The 17,593-nt window shown below is 44.6% G+C and carries 20 protein-coding genes and 1 pseudogene; 20 read left to right on the forward strand and 1 reads right to left on the reverse strand.

The features are described 5' to 3' along the window. Window positions 1-8: 8 nt before the first annotated feature. From yhbY to rsfS, 4 genes and pseudogenes are all read left to right on the forward strand, one after another. Window positions 9-299 carry a ribosome assembly RNA-binding protein YhbY gene (yhbY, locus tag DXC01_RS10430; protein ID WP_022215026.1) on the forward strand — a complete coding sequence of 97 codons (291 nt, stop codon included), beginning with the start codon at window positions 9-11 and terminating at the stop codon, window positions 297-299. 18 nt (window positions 300-317) lie between these two features. Then, window positions 318-941: pseudogene (nadD, locus tag DXC01_RS21275) on the forward strand (nicotinate-nucleotide adenylyltransferase); the annotation flags it as partial. A 42-nt stretch (window positions 942-983) separates the two neighbouring features. Beyond that, window positions 984-1,589 carry a bis(5'-nucleosyl)-tetraphosphatase (symmetrical) YqeK gene (gene yqeK / locus DXC01_RS21280; RefSeq protein ID WP_118252981.1) on the forward strand — a complete coding sequence of 202 codons (606 nt, stop codon included), beginning with the start codon at window positions 984-986 and terminating at the stop codon, window positions 1,587-1,589. Between the two features lie 20 nt (window positions 1,590-1,609). Next, entirely contained in the window at window positions 1,610-1,966 is a 357-nt protein-coding gene (rsfS, locus tag DXC01_RS10445) for a ribosome silencing factor (protein ID WP_118252978.1), read from the forward strand. 115 nt (window positions 1,967-2,081) lie between these two features. Here rsfS and lexA read toward each other — a convergent pair whose 3' ends face one another. Further along, complete coding sequence (gene lexA / locus DXC01_RS10450; protein ID WP_022215023.1) at window positions 2,082-2,702, reverse strand: transcriptional repressor LexA; 621 nt, start codon at window positions 2,700-2,702, stop codon at window positions 2,082-2,084. A gap of 206 nt (window positions 2,703-2,908) precedes the next feature. Between lexA and DXC01_RS10455 the strand changes: the two genes are divergently transcribed. The 16 genes from DXC01_RS10455 to DXC01_RS10530 all read left to right on the forward strand — a co-directional run bounded on the left by DXC01_RS10455 (window position 2,909) and on the right by DXC01_RS10530 (window position 17,538). Continuing rightward, window positions 2,909-4,372 (forward strand): HlyD family efflux transporter periplasmic adaptor subunit, encoded by a 1,464-nt coding sequence (locus DXC01_RS10455; protein ID WP_243111596.1) that lies wholly within the window; start codon window positions 2,909-2,911, stop codon window positions 4,370-4,372. Between the two features lie 29 nt (window positions 4,373-4,401). Further along, a complete protein-coding gene (locus tag DXC01_RS10460; protein ID WP_022215021.1) occupies window positions 4,402-5,109 on the forward strand; it encodes a YggS family pyridoxal phosphate-dependent enzyme in 708 nt (235 codons plus the stop codon). Between the two features lie 14 nt (window positions 5,110-5,123). Further along, window positions 5,124-5,768, forward strand: coding sequence for a cell division protein SepF (locus DXC01_RS10465; protein WP_022215020.1), 645 nt, complete (start codon window positions 5,124-5,126; stop codon window positions 5,766-5,768). A gap of 6 nt (window positions 5,769-5,774) precedes the next feature. Continuing rightward, window positions 5,775-6,527 carry a YlmH family RNA-binding protein gene (locus DXC01_RS10470; protein WP_118698857.1) on the forward strand — a complete coding sequence of 251 codons (753 nt, stop codon included), beginning with the start codon at window positions 5,775-5,777 and terminating at the stop codon, window positions 6,525-6,527. Window positions 6,528-6,545: 18 nt separating this feature from the next. Further along, on the forward strand, window positions 6,546-7,637 hold the full coding sequence (gene aroB, locus DXC01_RS10475; protein ID WP_118698858.1) for a 3-dehydroquinate synthase: 1,092 nt from the start codon (window positions 6,546-6,548) through the stop codon (window positions 7,635-7,637). Next, window positions 7,634-8,161 carry a signal peptidase II gene (gene lspA / locus DXC01_RS10480; protein ID WP_022215017.1) on the forward strand — a complete coding sequence of 176 codons (528 nt, stop codon included), beginning with the start codon at window positions 7,634-7,636 and terminating at the stop codon, window positions 8,159-8,161. The genes aroB and lspA overlap by 4 nt, the downstream gene beginning before the upstream one ends. Before the next feature lie 3 nt (window positions 8,162-8,164). Next, on the forward strand, window positions 8,165-9,079 hold the full coding sequence (locus tag DXC01_RS10485; protein WP_118698859.1) for an RluA family pseudouridine synthase: 915 nt from the start codon (window positions 8,165-8,167) through the stop codon (window positions 9,077-9,079). 135 nt (window positions 9,080-9,214) lie between these two features. Further along, on the forward strand, window positions 9,215-9,853 hold the full coding sequence (locus tag DXC01_RS10490) for a cytidylate kinase-like family protein (protein WP_022215015.1): 639 nt from the start codon (window positions 9,215-9,217) through the stop codon (window positions 9,851-9,853). Window positions 9,854-9,916: 63 nt separating this feature from the next. Next, window positions 9,917-11,620, forward strand: a complete 1,704-nt coding sequence (locus DXC01_RS10495; RefSeq protein ID WP_118698860.1) for a [Fe-Fe] hydrogenase large subunit C-terminal domain-containing protein — start codon at window positions 9,917-9,919, stop codon at window positions 11,618-11,620. Between the two features lies 1 nt (window position 11,621). Next, window positions 11,622-12,821 (forward strand): SpoIIE family protein phosphatase, encoded by a 1,200-nt coding sequence (locus DXC01_RS10500; protein WP_118698861.1) that lies wholly within the window; start codon window positions 11,622-11,624, stop codon window positions 12,819-12,821. 24 nt (window positions 12,822-12,845) lie between these two features. Further along, window positions 12,846-13,427 carry an NUDIX hydrolase gene (locus DXC01_RS10505; RefSeq protein ID WP_118698885.1) on the forward strand — a complete coding sequence of 194 codons (582 nt, stop codon included), beginning with the start codon at window positions 12,846-12,848 and terminating at the stop codon, window positions 13,425-13,427. A 49-nt stretch (window positions 13,428-13,476) separates the two neighbouring features. After that, on the forward strand, window positions 13,477-13,923 hold the full coding sequence (dtd, locus tag DXC01_RS10510) for a D-aminoacyl-tRNA deacylase (protein ID WP_022215011.1): 447 nt from the start codon (window positions 13,477-13,479) through the stop codon (window positions 13,921-13,923). 27 nt (window positions 13,924-13,950) lie between these two features. Continuing rightward, on the forward strand, window positions 13,951-15,102 hold the full coding sequence (nagA, locus tag DXC01_RS10515; protein ID WP_118698862.1) for an N-acetylglucosamine-6-phosphate deacetylase: 1,152 nt from the start codon (window positions 13,951-13,953) through the stop codon (window positions 15,100-15,102). A 94-nt stretch (window positions 15,103-15,196) separates the two neighbouring features. Beyond that, a complete protein-coding gene (locus DXC01_RS10520; protein ID WP_022215009.1) occupies window positions 15,197-16,093 on the forward strand; it encodes a tyrosine-type recombinase/integrase in 897 nt (298 codons plus the stop codon). Window positions 16,094-16,113: 20 nt separating this feature from the next. Further along, on the forward strand, window positions 16,114-16,344 hold the full coding sequence (locus DXC01_RS10525) for a hypothetical protein (RefSeq protein WP_022215008.1): 231 nt from the start codon (window positions 16,114-16,116) through the stop codon (window positions 16,342-16,344). Window positions 16,345-16,482: 138 nt separating this feature from the next. Then, window positions 16,483-17,538: a tyrosine-type recombinase/integrase gene (locus DXC01_RS10530; RefSeq protein WP_022215007.1), complete on the forward strand. Its 1,056-nt coding sequence runs from the start codon at window positions 16,483-16,485 to the stop codon at window positions 17,536-17,538. The last annotated feature ends 55 nt before the right edge of the window (window positions 17,539-17,593 follow it).

Here is a 17,593-nt window from a genome sequence, read left to right on the forward strand (position 1 = left end):
CTGAAAATATGACAAGCAAACAGAGAGCATACCTGAAAGGGCTTGCAATGAAAATGGAACCGATCATGCAGCTTGGCAAAGGATCTGTCACACCGGAAAACACAGCGGCTGTTGACGAAGCACTTGCAGCAAGAGAGCTGATCAAGATCAGTGTACTTCAAAACTGCCTGGATGACCCGCGTCAGATGGCAGAGGTTCTGGCAGAAAGAACACATGCCCAGGTCGTACAGGTCATCGGACGAAAGATCGTTCTGTACCGCGAAGGCAAGAAAGAAAAGAAAAAGATCATTCTTCCGTAACATCAGGGAGGAACAGGTATGGAGAACAGACGAAAAAAAATCGGCATCATGGGAGGAACGTTTGATCCCATCCATGTCGGACATCTGATCCTTGGAGAGAAGGCATACGAACAGCTTGGACTTGACAAGATTTTATTTATGCCGGCTGGGAATCCTCCGCACAAGAGGAACCGTAAGGGAAGGGCATCTGATGAACAGAGAGTTGAGATGGTGAATCTGGCGATCCAGGGAAACCCGCACTTTGAACTTTCTCTGATCGAGATGAATGCAGAGGGATTTACCTATACCTATCGTACTCTGGAGACCCTTAAGAAACAGAATCCGGATACGGATTATTACTTTATTATAGGAGCCGATTCTCTGTATAACTTTGCAACCTGGATGGAGCCTGCCCGGATCTGTCAGGCGTGTACGATCGTTGTTGCGACCAGAGACCACGTGCCTGTAAAAAATCTGGATCAGGAGATGACGTATCTCTCAAAGCAGTATGGAGGATGTTTTATCCGACTGGAGACGCTCAATATCGACATTTCCAGTCAGCTTCTGCGTCAGTGGCATCAGGAAGACAAGAGTATCCGCTATTATGTGCCGGATGCAGTTGTAAATTATATTGAGGAGAATCAGATCTATCATCCGTCTGAGATGATACCTGATCTGACTCCGACAGAGGGAGATAACGTAAAGATGGCAGATTATGATTTCATAAAAATGCAGAAGAAACTGGCAAAATATCTTGATGAAGACCGATATGCACATACCCTTGGCGTGATGTATACCTGCGCATCCCTGGCGATGGTCCATGGATATGACCTCAAAGATGCACAGGCTGCAGGGCTTCTTCATGACAGTGCCAAATGCATTCCAAACAAGAAAAAGCTTAAGATGTGTGAAGAACATAAAATTCCGGTTACAGAGTTTGAAAAAACACATCCGTTTCTTCTTCATGCAAAATTAGGGGCATATGTTGCAGAAGTCAAGTATGGAATCAAGGATAAAGAGATCCTTTCTTCCATTACTTATCATACAACCGGAAGACCAGACATGTCTCTTCTGGAAAAGATCGTATATATCGCAGACTACATTGAGCCGGCGAGAAACAAAGCACCAAATCTCACCAAAGTAAGAAAACTTGCTTTTGAGGATCTGGATGAGTGCATGTACGAGATTCTCAAGGATACACTTTCCTACCTTGAAGAAAATCCGAAGGACGTCGATTCTGCAACAAAAGAAGCATTTGAATTTTACAGCGATTTGCATAACACCAGGTTTGGGGATAAAACACAGGCCTGATGCAGAAAGGAATAGAAGCTATGAACAAAGAACTGGAAATGGTACGTCTTGCCTGCAAAGCCATGGATGAGAAGAAAGCGATCGATATCAAAGTGATCGACATCCATGAGGTTTCCGTGATCGCAGATTATTTCGTGATTGCAAGCGGAAGTAACTTAAATCAGGTACAGGCAATGGTAGACAACGTAGAGGAACAGCTCGGACGTGCCGGCTATGAGCCCAAACAGGTCGAGGGAACAAGAGGTTCCAACTGGATCCTTATGGACTACGGCGATCTGATCATCCATGTATTTGATGAAGAAAACCGTCTTTTCTATGATCTGGAGAGAATCTGGAGAGATGGAAAAGAAGTCGATGTGGAAGAGTTTTTGAAATAATTTACCATAAATATATTATGTAAACAAATAAAGCAAATACTAAAGCTCCGGATCAAAAACAGTCCGGAGCTTTAGTTATGCATAAAATTATTCAAAGCACAGGAAAGATCGATCCTTACTGAAAGAAGCGGAATACACCAAAGACTTTGCCAAGAATCTGAAGATTATCCTGAACCAGAATCGGATCCATGGAATCGTTCTCCGGCTGAAGACGATAGTAGCCGTCTTCCTTATAGAAAGTCTTTACAGTGGCGGAGTCCTCAACGAGTGCAACAACGATATCTCCGTTCTCTGCAGACGCCTGCTGTTTCACAAGAACCTGATCTCCGTCGAAGATCCCGGCATTGATCATACTGTCACCCTTGACGCGGAGCATAAAACTCTGCTCATTCGGCATGAATTCTGCCGGAACAGGAAAATACGTCTCGATATTCTCGACTGCGAGGATCGGCTGACCTGCTGCTACGGTGCCGATGAGAGGAACATTAACAACCTCTCTGCGGACAAGGTTAAAATTGTCATCAATGATCTCAATTGCTCTTGGTTTGGTCGCATCTCTGCGAATATAACCGTTCTTCTCCAGGGCTTCCAGATGAGAATGTACGGAAGATGTGGATTTCAGATGAACTGCTTCACAAATTTCTCTTACGGCAGGAGGGAAGCCTCTGTTCAGGATTTCGTTTTTGATGTAATCCAGAATCTCCTGCTGTTTTTTACTGATTCTGCCATAAGCCATAGATATACCTCCAGGTTCACGATACTTTACTATACACAAATTTATTATAGCACAGTCTGGACAAAATAGCAAACAGATATTCGGAAAATACGTTCGAGATTTCCTGACAGATCAAGAAATTATCTGCTTTTTCTTGTCATTGCAGGATGAAAATGGTACAATGATGGATGCAAAATACAAAGATTGATATAAAGGAGGCATTTTTTGTGCCTGATAATCAGAAAAATTCCGGTAATCATCCAGGTTCTCTTTCGAAGATTCGAAAGATCTTTGGGTTGAATATAGGCACTATGTTATTTGGGTGTCTTTTGATTTATATGTTGTTCAGTGCTGTGCTGTATCTGACTTCTACGAATATTGAATCTTATCTGGTCATTTCAGGACCTCTGTCAAGAAATGAAACTTATACAGGGCTTGCACTTCGCGAAGAGTCTGTTCACCAGGCAGAGACCAGTGGATATGTGAGTTATTATGCAAGAGAGGGAAGTAAGATCAATGCCAGCGGAGCTGTTTATGGCATCAGCAGTACACAGCCTTCAGAAACCACATCGGAACTGAGTGCAGAGCAGCTTTCACAGATTCGCAGTAATATGCTCAGCTTTTCCAAAGGATTTAATTCCAGCAGGTTCAACAGTACATATAGTTTTAAATATGAACTGGAGGGAGATATCCTTCAGTATGCACAGGCCCCGGGAAGTAGTACTGCGACGGTTTCTTCTGCATCATCAGATTCTTCTGATGAAAGTGCAGACAGTGTGCCGGCAGTTTCGACAGCATCTTATGCCGGTCAGACACTGAGCAAGGCAGATACGGACGGGATTGTGCTGTATTCTGTCGACGGATATGAAGGAAAAAGCCTGGAAAACCTTACAGCAGAGGACTTTGACCAGACTGCATATCATGAGACAGATCTTAAGAACCAGGGAACAGTTAATGCGGGTGACAATATGTACACGCTGGTAACGGATGAGCGGTGGAGTCTTTTGATACCGCTCAGCGGCAAGCAGGCAGCAAAACTGAAGGATCGTACTTCTGTTCGTGTCAAATTTATGAAAGATGGAATGACACAGAGCGGAGATTTCAGTATTGTGGAAATTGACAAAGCAAAATATGGAAAAATAGATTTTAACAAAGGTCTGATCCGTTACGCGGCAGACCGCTTTCTTGAGATTGAGTTGGTAACTAACACGGTTACAGGACTTAAGATCCCGTTGTCTTCGATTGTAACAAAGGAATTTTATAAGATTCCTTCTGCATACCTGACAGTGAATAAAGATCAGGAATCAGGAATTATGATTCAGAGCACGGACAAAAATGGAAATACGACACAGAAGTTTGTCAAGGCGACTGTTTACGGAGAAGATGAACTGGAAAGTACAGAAGAAGAGGAGTCTCCGGGAAGTATCTATTATATTGATATGAGTAATTTCAAAGAGGGAGATGTGGCAGTCGACACAGAGAATCAGAGTAAATATGTGATAAGAGAGGTTGGAGTTCTGGAAGGTACATATTGTATCAATCAGGGATATGCTGTTTTCCGACGGATTCAGATCCTGGATCAGAATGAGGAATACGCAGTTATATCCAGAGAGACTCGTTACGGGCTTTCCAGATATGATCATATTGTCAGAAATGCCGATAAGGTAGATGAGCAGGAAATTTTATATTAAAAGTTGTATAAGCTAAGGAGGCTGATATTATGGTAACAGAGAATCTGAATCAGGTCAGAGAAAATATTAAAGCAGCATGCGAGGCAGCAGGACGCGATCCAAAGGAAGTAACGTTGATCGCAGTCAGCAAGACGAAGCCGGTTCATATGCTTCAGGAAGCATATGATGCAGGTGCGAGAGTATTCGGAGAAAATAAAGTACAGGAGATCACGGACAAATATCCGCAGCTGCCAAAGGATATCCAGTGGCATATGATCGGACATCTTCAGAGAAATAAAGTGAAATATATCGTGGACAAAGTTGCTCTGATCCATTCTGTGGATTCTCTCAGGCTGGCACAGACAATTGAACAGGAAGCTGCAAAGCATGATGTCTGCGTTCCGATCCTTCTGGAAGTCAATGTCGCACAGGAGGAGACGAAATTTGGACTTAAAACAGAAGAAGTTCTTCCTCTGGTGGAATCTATCGCGAAGTTTCCGCATATAAAGATACAGGGGCTTATGACAATTGCGCCTTATGTACAAAATCCAGAAGAAAATCGACCGATTTTCCGTCAATTAAAAAAATTAAGTGTTGACATTGCGGCCAAAAACATTAATAATGTTACTATGAGTGTTTTAAGCATGGGTATGACTGGGGATTATCAGGTTGCTGTGCAGGAAGGCGCTACAATGGTGCGTGTTGGAACTGGAATATTTGGCGAGCGAGATTACTCAAAACAGGCACAGGACAAATAAGATTGGAGATTGAAATGGGCGTTTTAGATAAACTTTTGGACGTTGTAAAGCTGAATGATGAATATGAGGAGGATGACTTCCTTGATGAAGGACTTCTTGACGAGGACGATGAGGATTTCCTTGACGACGAGGACGATGAAGAGAAACCGGTAAAGAAATTCTTCCAGAAATTCGGCAAAAAGAAAGAAGAGAATGATTTTTTTGACGAGGACGAAGAAGATGAGGAAGAAGAGCCAGTAAAGGCAGAGGTGAAGCAGCCTGCACCGAAGCAGACCTTTAAAACCACTTCTGCACCAAAGCAGGACAAGCCAGTACGTACTTCTTCCAAGATCACACCAATGAGAAGCAGCAGAAGATCCAGTCTTCCTGTAAATATGGAAGTCTGTGTCATCAAACCGTCTTCTATGGAGGATACACGTGAGATCGCAGATACTCTCGTTGAGAAATCTACAGTTGTTCTGAATCTGGAAGGGATTGATGTAGAACTTGCACAGAGGATCATTGATTTTACATCAGGTGCATGTTATTCCCTCGGTGGAAGCCTTCAGAAAGTATCCAGCTATATCTTTATCCTTGGACCAGAAGGTGTAGATATCACAGGTGACCTTCAGAATATTCTTGGAAGCACTTCTACTCCTTCTGTAAGAGCAGGTTATTAATGCACAATGGAAAAAGAAGAATTTTTCATTAAGAGAATCCGGGAACTGGCAAATCTTTCTTATCGGAGAGATATTGTCACATTTTCGGATTTCCTTAATTTAAACGAACAAAATATCGTAAACAACCGAAAGAATCAGATTCCTGGTGTAGTGACGGAATGCTTCGGCGGTTATGAGCAAGCAGAGCGTCAGATGATAGCGTTTCATCCTGATGCTCTTGCTTTTACCTGGGAATATCCGATCACCTGTCTTAAGGTTGAATCGAAGGCCAGGAAATTTTCAGAGGACCTGGGCCACAGGGATTATCTGGGGGCAGTCTTAAACCTTGGGATCGAGCGTTCCGTGATCGGGGATATTCTGATCCAGGAACATACGGCCTGGATCTTCTGCCACAACAAGATCGCAGATTTTCTTGTGGATAATCTTGACCGGATCCGTCATACTGCGGTGAAGGTTTCTGTTGTGGATAACCCGGAGCATTATCCGGAACCACAGTTTGCACTTGTCACAGGAACCTGTTCTTCGGTACGTCTGGATGCGCTGATCGCACTTGCTTTTCAGGCTTCCAGAAGCAGCATGGTTTCTTTTATCGAGAACGGGCAGGTTTTTGTAAATGGCAAACTCATCACTTCCAATGGCTATGAGCCGAAGGAAGGGGATATCATATCAGTCCGCGGAAAGGGACGTTTCATCTTTGACGGAGTTTCCCGGCAGACAAAAAAGGGACGGAACAGTGTGAAGCTGCGCCGTTATCAGTAAATCACAGAGGAGGCAGACATGGCAGAAGAAATTTTACAGGTAAAAAGAAATGGAGATTTTTATTATCCGATCTATTTTGAAGAGGGATTTGACAGACTTGCAGACGCGATCTGTACAGAGGGACTGGAAGGACGTAATCTCTGTATTGTGACAGACACCCATGTGGAACCTCTTTATGCAGAGGAAGTAAAGCGTGTTCTTACGCAGGTTGCATCCAGAGTCTCTGTCTTTGTCTTTGAGGCAGGTGAGAGAAACAAGAACCTGAATACGGTGCAGCAGTTATACAAGGCATTGATCGAGAATCAGCTTGACCGCAAGAGTCTTGTGGTTGCGCTTGGCGGCGGTGTGGTAGGCGATCTCTCCGGATTTGGAGCAGCGACGTATCTCCGAGGCATTGACTTTATCCAGATCCCGACAACACTTCTCTCTCAGGTGGACAGCAGTGTAGGCGGCAAGACAGGTGTGGACCTTGACCAGTACAAAAACATGGTCGGAGCTTTTCATCAGCCGCGCCTTGTCTATATGAACATGAATACACTGAAATCCCTCCCACCGGTAGAGTTTGCCTGCGGAATGGGTGAAGTACTTAAGACAGGTCTGATCTGTGATGCGGATTTTTATGAATATGTGCTTGCAAACCATGAGGCGATCCGTGCCCTCGATACTGCTGCCCTGGCAAAAATGATCCGCCGCTGCTGTGAGATCAAGGCCGGTGTTGTAGAGCGTGATCCGAAGGAACAGGGAGAACGTGCACTTCTGAATCTTGGTCATACTGTAGGACATGCAGTGGAGAAGCTCAAGGATTTCCAGCTGCTGCACGGACAGTGCGTTGCGATCGGACTTGTGGCTGCTGCTTATATTTCCTGGAAGAGAGAGCTCCTCACAGAAGAAGAATATAACAGGATCAGAGAAGGCTGTCTTCTTTATGAGCTTCCTGTCAGTGCAGAAGGTCTTGACGAGGCAGCAGTCCTTGTGGTCACCAAAAAGGACAAGAAGATGGAACAGGGACAGATCAAATTTGTGCTGATGAAGGGAATAGGAAACAGTTTTATTGACCGTTCTGTAAGTGATGAGGAATTGCTGGAGGGAATCAGGGAGATCCTTAAATGAAAAAACAGGATACGTTTGACACAGGAAGGACTACAATTCTATGTAGCGGACTGATCCTTGTACTGATCTTGCTGGATCAGGTTGCGAAGCATGAAGCTCTTTTGCACCTGAAGGATCACAGTAGTATCTCACTGATACCAGGTGTACTGGAACTTGCTTATGTAGAGAACCGCGGCATGGCATTTGGCATGCTGGAAGGCAGACAGTTTTTATTTGGCGGCATGTGTGTGATATTCTGCATTGCACTGATCTGGGTCTTTGTCAGGATACCGAAGAACAGATATTATCTGCCACTGCTGCTCACAGGAGCAGTATTGTTTGGCGGGGCAGCAGGGAACTTTATTGACCGGCTGTTCCGAGGATATGTGGTGGATTTTATCTATTTTTCCCTGATCGATTTTCCTGTGTTTAATATTGCGGATATCTATGTGGTATGCGGCGGGATCGTGCTGGTGCTTCTGGTAGTCTTTAAATACAAGGATGAAGACTTTGAATTCCTGAGTTCAAAGATAAAGGATAAATAATCTATGGAAACAATAAATTTTAAAGTGGATGTGGAAAAAGCCGGCATCCGTATTGACCGCTATCTTGCGGATGTATGCCTGGACTTTTCCAGATCTTATTTGCAGAAACTTCTCAAAGACCAGATGGTTTCTGTAAATGGCAAAGTAGTAAAGGCAAATTATAAGACGCAGGCGGGTGACGAGGTGGCACTTCAGGTGCCGGATATGCAGCCGCTCGATATCAAACCGGAAGAGATCCCTCTTGATATCCTGTATGAGGATGAATGGCTGATGGTGGTAAATAAGCCAAAGGATATGGTCGTGCATCCAAGTGCCGGACATATGGAGGGAACTCTGGTCAATGCAGTCATGGCGCACTGCGGTGAGCATCTCTCCGGGATCAATGGCGTTCTGCGCCCCGGAATCGTGCACAGGATCGACAAGGATACAACAGGGGCACTTCTTATCTGCAAGGAGGACGGAGCCCACAGAGACCTTGCAGAGCAGCTCAAGGAGCACAGTATCAAACGAAGATACCGTGCTATCGTGCAGGGGAACATCAAAGAAGATGAGGGAACTGTTGATGCTCCGGTAGGAAGACATCCGATCGACCGCAAAAAAATGGCGATCAATCATAAGAACGGCAAGGAAGCTGTGACACATTATAAGGTCCTGGAACGTTTCGGCAATGCGACGTATATCGAGTGCCGCCTGGAAACGGGACGTACGCACCAGATCCGTGTGCATATGGCAAGCCTTGGCTATCCGCTTCTCGGCGATACGGTGTATGGATCGTCCAAAAATCCATATCATCTCCAGGGACAGGCACTTCATGCAATGATCCTGGGATTCCGTCATCCGGTGACGGGGAAATATCTGGAATTTACGGCACCGCTTCCGGAGTATTTCGAGAAACTTCTCGATAAATTGCGTAAGTAAAGAATCAAGAGACTTTTCTGGCAAATTGTTGGTCTGATTTCAGGAAAATTGTAAAATAATTATAAATTGTTGGCATTTTCAGAAAAAATAATGTATAATACTTCTATAGTTTTTGCAGAAGGGAGTGCACAGCTTATGAATAGTACAAGTTCAATCATCACAATCGGACGTGAATATGGAAGTGGAGGAAGACAGATCGGTCAGGAGATCGCCAAATATTTCGGGATCAAATGTTACGATAAGGAACTTCTGGAGCATGCCGCAAATGACAGTGGTATCTGCAAGGAACTGTTTGAGAATCATGATGAGAAACCGACCAACAGTTTTCTGTATTCTCTGGTCATGGATACCTATTCTTTTGGATATTCTTCCGCAGGATTTTCGGATATGCCGATGAACCACAAGATCTTCCTTGCACAGTTTGATGCGATCAAGAAACTGGCAGATGAGGGTCCGTGTGTTATGGTAGGCCGCTGTGCAGATTATGCGCTGGCAGACTGGAAGGACTGCTTTAGTGTATTTGTACATGCAGATCTTGACTGGCGGATCAACCGTCTTGCAGCCAAACACAACAAATCTCCAAAAGAAGCCAAGGACATGATCACCAAGACCGATAAGAGCAGGGCAAGCTACTATAACTACTACACCAACAAGAAATGGGGAGCAGCCAAGAGCTATAATCTCTGCATCGACAGTAGCAAGCTCGGTATCGAGAACAGCGTCAGAACGATCATAGAAGCGATCAAGATCTTTGACGAGAGCAAAAATAAATAAAAGTTTCAGCAAAGAAGTCCTCTGGCAGTGTGTCAGGGGACTTTAGCTTAGGGGAGGAACACTATGAGCCACACATCGATCCTGCAGTTTCGTACAGCCAATTGTAAAAACTGTTATAAATGTATCCGCAACTGTCCCGTAAAGGCGATCAGGGTCACAAATCAGCAGGCACAGATCATTGAAGAACAATGTATTCTCTGCGAGAAATGTATCGCTGTCTGTCCTCAGCACGCAAAGGTAGAACACGACGATATCCCGGCTATCCAAAGAGTGATTGCGTCCGGCAAAAAGGTGATCGCGTCTGTACATCCTGCTTATCTTGCAAGATATGGCTGGAACAGTATTGGTGATCTGGAAAAATATCTGCAAAAAATGGGTTTCTGGCAAGCATTTGACGCGGCGCAGGGAGCAGCTGTGATGAAGGAAGAATATACCAGGCTTCTGCGGGAACAACAGCAGAAAAAACTGGTGATCTCATCGAACTGTCCGGTGGTGGTGCGGCTGATCGAGACGAAATATCCTCATCTGACAGAATATCTGGCTCCGGTTTATTCTATGAAGCAGATGCATGCAGCATATTTAAGAGAGCAATATCCAGACGCATCTATCGTATACATCAGCCCGTGTATTTCTGTAATGTCAGAACTGAAAGAGCGCCAGTCATGCGCGGATTATGTAATTACATTTGGAGAGCTGAATAACTGGATGAAGGATATCCAGGAAAAACCAGAACGAGAGGATCAAAAAGACGTATATCTTTCAAGAATGACCGCGGTCAGCGGAGGTCTGATACAGGCAATGCAGCCGATAAACGGACAGAAGTACCTGTCGGTAGATGGAATAGATCAGTGCAAGGAAATCTTAAAGGAACTGAGGACAGGAGATTATGCAGATTATTTCATAGAAATGAACGCCTGTACAAACGGATGTATCGGCGGGGCTTATTCTTTGCAACAGGAAAAGAAACTGCTGGATGCGCTGATCGCGATCAGAGAGCTTTCCATGAAAAACGGTCAGGTAGATTATCAGAAAGATCATCATATCCAGATGCCGGAGATTCCGGAAAGGAAATTTGTGCAGGAGGAAACCTATCCGGAAAAAGCGATCACAAAAGAACAGTTTACCCATGTGATGCACGAAATGGGCAAATATACAAAAGAGGATGAACTGAACTGCGGCGCCTGCGGCTATGACACCTGCAGGGCAAAGGCGATCGCTGTTATCCAGGGCAAAGCGGAAGTATCTATGTGCATTCCTTATATGAGAGAAAAACAGGAAGACTACGCCAATATTATCATTGAGGCTATGCCGGGACTTCTGGTCACGGTAGATTATGCCCTTAATATCATACAGATGAACAAAGCGGCGAATGATCTGTTTGATATTTCCAGAAAAAAGCAGCTCATTGGAAAAGCGGTGGGCGAGATCATGGATGATTATCCGATCATAAATATGATCGCTTTTAACCGGGAGATCGTACAGGACTGTATCTATCTGAATGAACAGAAACGTTATATAGAACGTGTTCTTACAAATGACCGGAAGAATAAACTGATCTTATGTATCATGAAAGATGTGACCAGAGAAAAGGAGAGCGAAAAGAAGCAGAACCGTGCCAAGGCAGAGGCAGTTCAGATGGCAGATAAACTGGCGGCGGAACAGCTTCGGATCGTGCATGAGATCGCCAGTCTTCTGGGAGAAACGGCAGCAGATACCAAAGTGGCTATTGAAGAGCTGAAGCAGACCATTTTGCAGGAGATAAAGTAGGATGGAAAAGAAGAAATACGAGACGATACAAACGATAGGAGATATTCCGACAGGATTCGGTAGGGTCAGCCTCAACAAGAAGAAAGAAAAGATCTGCGGTGACTATTATACAGTGATCACAGATACAGATCAGACAGTACTGGTGCTTTCTGACGGATTGGGAAGCGGGGTAAAGGCCAATATTCTGGCTACGCTGACTGCCAGAATGCTCAGTATCATGATCGCAAGGAATATGGACATCCGGACAGCCGTAAAAGCTGTTGCAGATACGCTTCCAATCTGCAGTGTACGCAATCTGGCGTATGCTACTTTTACTGTATTAGTGTCAGAAGGGAATGGAATCTGTCTTCTGCAGTACGATAATCCGGATGCTATTTTGCTTCGTAATGGAAAAAGTGTGGATTATCATCGGGATATTCTAATGTTCGGAGAAAAAGAGATCCACCAGAGTTATTTTCAGTTTCGGACAGGCGATATGCTGATACTTATGAGTGACGGTGTCACCAATGCCGGAATGGGCAAAACCACCTATGGCGGCTGGGGAAGGGAGGAAGTACTGAAATTCTGTGAACAGCGTTACCATAAGGGAATGAGTGCACAGGAGATGGCATCTGACATTGCAGATGCGGGTGTGGCTCTGAATATGGATGAGACGGATGATGACCTTACGGTATTGACTCTGACAGGAATGAAGAAAAACGTAGTGAACATTATGGTCGGGCCGCCGGCAGACCGGGCGGATGACCGCAGTTATTTTACGACTTTTTTTGAAAAAGAGGGAATGCGCATCGTATGTGGTGGGACCACGGCAAAGCTGGTCGCGGATTATCTGGGAGAAGAGGTAGCCGGGATTCCCGGTACCGGAACAGAAGAAGTTCCAGCCATGTCGCAGATCAAAGGCATTGACCTGGTAACGGAGGGACTTCTGACTTTACAGAAGGTGATCGATTACTATGAGGATTTCAGCGAAGACAGGCTGTATTATAATCGGATCATCAAGAAGAAGGATGCGGCAGCAGAACTGTTTCGGATATTGTTTGCCGAAGCTACGGAGATCAATTTTTTCTTTGGAAATGCACTGAATGAAAATTATACAGCACTTCATATTGAACGTGAAAAGAAAAAGAATCTGGCACTGGAACTGATCGGAGCTTTAAAATCCGAAGGAAAAAAAGTGAAGATCTGCTTCTGGTGCGTATAAATGAGGAAAATGGAGAAGAATGCAATGATAACAAGACAGGATTTAATAAATCAGATAGAACGCTATCAGCCGTTTAATGAGCAGGAAGAAGCAGATAAATTTCTGATCTTACAATGGATCAGGGAGAATGATAACGCATTCTTAAGGGAAAACACCGTTGCCCATATGACGGCTTCTGCCTGGGTAGTGAACAAAGACCGGAGCAAGGTACTTATGGTATATCACAATATCTATGATTCCTGGTCGTGGCTTGGGGGACATGCGGATGGAGAGACGGATCTTCTTGCGGTTGCGCTTCGTGAGGTAAAAGAAGAAGCGGGGATCTCGTATGTGCGCCCGGTATCGGAGGAGATCTTTTCTCTGGAATCTCTTACGGTGGATGGGCATGTCAAGAAGGGAAAGTATGTATCCAGCCATCTGCACCTGAATGTGACGTATCTTCTGGAAGCAGACTGCGAGGAAGCAGTTTCGATCAAAGCAGATGAAAACAGTGGAGTAGCCTGGTTTTCTCCGGAAGAAGCATTAAAGAAGTCTACAGAGCCATGGTTTGTAGAACGTGTATATGCGAAATTGATAGAAAAAACGAAAAAAGAAAGATGTCAGTAGCAGATTTGTGCTATAATATTTGGAAATAAAGATAAAACAGGAGAATTTTATGAGACTGGTTGTACAGAGAGTACTTCAGGCAGAAGTACAGGTAGATGGACAGAGTATAGGCAAAATAGGCAGGGGCTTTCTGGTGCTGGTAGGTGTCGGAAAGGATGACACAAAGGAGATTGCAGACAAATACCTCAAGAAGCTGCTGGGACTTCGTATTTTTGAGGATGAGAATGGAAAGACAAATCTTTCTCTCAAAGATGTTAGCGGGGAACTGCTTCTTGTTTCGCAGTTTACGCTCTATGCAAACTGTAAGAAGGGAAACAGACCAAGCTTTATCGAGGCGGGTGAACCGGACAAGGCGGAAGCTTTGTATGAATATATGATCGAGGAAGCATCAAAGAGCGTTCCGGTCGTACAGCATGGAAGCTTTGGGGCAGACATGAAGGTTTCTCTTATCAATGACGGACCGTTTACGATCCTTCTGGATGAGCATATTTTATAAGATACCGAAGATGGGGAGGCAGGAATAATGATTATTGATCATGTGAAGGTTTTTACAGAGGATAAGAAGTTTACAGACGGCGGGATCGTCATAAAGAACGGAACGATCGAACAGGTTTATACAGAGGGGAAGAGACCTCAGACAGAAGATGAGGTCCTTGACGGGAAAGGCATGTACGCGATACCGGGGCTTATTGACCTGCATTTCCACGGATGCAAGGGAGACGACTTCTGCGACGGCAGCAGGGATGCGATCGCTAGGATCGCGGAATATGAGGCTTCTGTGGGGGTGACTGCGATCGCTCCGGCGACGATGACGCTTCCGGTCGAGGAACTGGAGCAGATCCTCCGTGTGGCAGCAGAATACAAAAAAGGTCCGCACAGTAAGAAAGAGGCGGATTTTGTCGGCATCAACATGGAGGGACCTTTTATCAGTCCTGCCAAGAAGGGCGCGCAGGATGAGAGAAATATCATTCCGTGTGATGTGAAGGTCTGCGAGCGTTTTCTGGAAGTTTCAGAGGGGCTGGTGAAGTTCATGGGTATCGCGCCGGAGAAGAGCGAAAATGCGGTTTCTTTTATTGAGGCGGTCAAAGATAAGGTAAATGTTTCTCTGGCACATACAAATGCGGATTATGATACGGCTATGGCGGCTTTTAACGCAGGGGCAGACCATGCGGTTCATCTTTACAATGCCATGCCTGCATTTACGCACCGCGCACCGGGTGTGATCGGGGCTGTTTATGACAGTAAGCATGTGATGGCGGAGATCATCTGTGACGGTGTACATATCCATCCGGCAGCAGTTCGGGCGACATTTGAAATGATGGGAGAGGACCGCATGATCCTGATCAGTGACAGTATGCGTGCAGCAGGAATGCCGGACGGTTCCTATACTTTGGGCGGGCTGGATGTAAACGTAGTCGGAAACCGCGCTACACTGGCCTCAGACGGGGCGATAGCAGGTTCTGTGACGAATCTTATGGACTGCATGAAAACAGCGGTTAAAACCATGAATATCCCGTTGGAAACAGCAGTTGCCTGTGCCACGATCAATCCGGCAAAAAGCCTTGGGATCGATGCTGAATACGGTTCCATCCGAGCAGGCAAAAAAGCGCACATCGTCCTGATGGATCAGGAACTGAACGTGCAGCAGGTAATTAAGGATGGGGAACTGCTATAGTTGCAGTTTCCTTATAAATATGTTATAGTATATAAAAACACCTAACAAACCCCAAAACCTGCTTCGCACAACCAGGAAAGGAGGAACATTCTTGATGGAAGATTATCCATTCAGTGAAAAGACAAGGATCATATGGAAACAATTTATCAGGCAGTTTCAGGAAGAAAGTATTGCATCCTATCAAAGTGATTTCCTGGAATTTACACGATTTACGAAGAAAGATTTCCTGGATATCCATGCAGAAGATGTAGCGGGATTCTACAGAAATCTTGAAAAAAAGATCGAAGAGAAAACACTTGCGCCAAGTACCTGTGCCAAAAAGATCCGGGAACTGAATTCCCTGTCAAATTACGTCTATGAGAATCGTCTGGAATTTGGTATCAGAGATGATTATACGAATCATTTTGCCGATTATGTCAAAAAAGTCCAAAAAGTAAGCATGTATGCAAATGCAGTTCCTGTGGAGGACATTGACCGGCTGCTTGTAGCTGCACAGGAAAATCATATGGCGTACTGTATCATAATTTTGCTTTACCGCATGGGCTTTTCCTCGACAGAGATCATTGACATGAAGCCGGAAAATATCCGTCTATATAACAACGGAGCCTATGCATTTATGCCAAAACGCGACAAGGCAAATTTTATCCCGGAAGATGTCTACAGGATCCTGGAGCTGTATCTGGCAGAACGAGAATCGAACGAATATCTGTTTTACAATAAATATGGAAATCAGCTCAATACCATGTATATCAGCCGTCTACTGAAGAAATACACGGCAAAAGCAGGGATTCACAATTACAGCGCTCAGCAACTTCGGAATTCCTGCATTTATACGATGTTTGCATATGGAGCAGATACGGAAGGTGTTGCAGAGGAAATGGGGATCACACCGGATAATCTGAAGCGTTATAAGCGTAATTATATAGATGAGACCTCCAGAAGTATCCGAAGTATGGTCAAATTAAAGGCAGATCTTCCGGAAAATGAATAAACAGAAAGAAGGAATTTTTTATGCGTCAGGAACAATTTAAAATGGAACGCCAGGGACTGATCAAAGTCGGCGATGTCGTAGAGATTTCAGAATTTCAGTCCTATATGAATTACAGTTACATCATAGAACCGGCTGTGGCAATGTCCGGATGTTACAAAAACTCCGAACGAATTAAATCCAAAACTGGCGTGATCAAAAAGATCGACCACACACCAAGGGGATTTATGGTAACGGCTGAATTTGAGGAATAAAGGCAAAATCCGGGATATGGCTGGAATCTGTATAGATCTATATGAAAAACTACGGTTTGTCGTATAGATATAGATAACTGCTGTCAGCTGTATTTTTCGGAATTTACTAATGATTTGATTTTAAGGAGTTAAATTTTTATGGAGAAAAAAACAACATATCACGAACAAAAAGATGTCGAGAATATTTTAAGGCTGCGTGAAGTTCTCTCAACGCTGCCGCCGTTTTGCAGGGATTATTTTCGTGCGATCGATACGACGACTACGACCAAGACCAGGATTTCCTATGCCTACGATATCCGGATTTTCTTTCAGTTTCTTCTTGATGAAAATCCGGCATTTAAGGATTACAAAATGACGGATTTTACAGTTGATGTCCTGGATCAGATCAAGGCTCTGGATCTTGAGGAATATCAGGAATATCTCAAGGTCTACCAGGCTGGTGACAAAACCGAAACAAACGGCGAACGTGGGCTCAAACGAAAGATCTCTGCCCTTCGGAGTTTTTATGCATATTATTACAGAAGGGAAATGATCGAGACAAATCCGACCGTACTTATCGATGTGCCAAAGATCCATGACAAAAGCATCATCCGGCTTGATACCGATGAGGTTGCTCTCCTGCTTGATTATATAGAACATTGTGGCGACCAGCTTACCGGTCAGAAACGTGTCTACTATGAGAAAAACAAAGAACGCGATCTGGCGATCGTGACTCTGCTTCTCGGAACCGGTATCCGAGTTTCGGAATGTGTGGGACTTGATATTGAAGATGTGGATTTTAAGAATAACGGAATAAAGGTCACCCGAAAAGGTGGAAATGAAATGGTTGTATATTTCGGACCGGAGGTAGAAAAAGCTCTGAAACGTTATCTGGAAGTCCGCGAGAATATCATTCCGCTGGAAGGCCATGAACACGCTCTCTTCTACTCTGCCCAGCGCCGCCGTATCGGTGTCCAGGCGATCGAGAATCTTGTCAAGAAATATTCCCAGCAGATCACGACCACCAAAAAGATCACACCTCACAAGCTCCGCAGCACCTACGGTACGGCCTTGTATCAGGAAACAGGTGATATTTACCTTGTTGCAGATGTTCTTGGCCACAAGGACGTAAATACGACCAAGAAACACTATGCAGCGATCGACGATGCCAGAAGACGCCAGGCGGCGAAGGCAGTTAAGCTGCGCGAGGATTAATACCTGCTGCCCGTAATGTCTTGCATTATGTACGTTGTTATATGTGCAAATAAAA

The sequence above is a fragment of the Blautia sp. OM07-19 genome (genome assembly GCF_003481595.1).
GTDB lineage: Bacteria > Bacillota > Clostridia > Lachnospirales > Lachnospiraceae > Blautia_A > Blautia_A intestinihominis.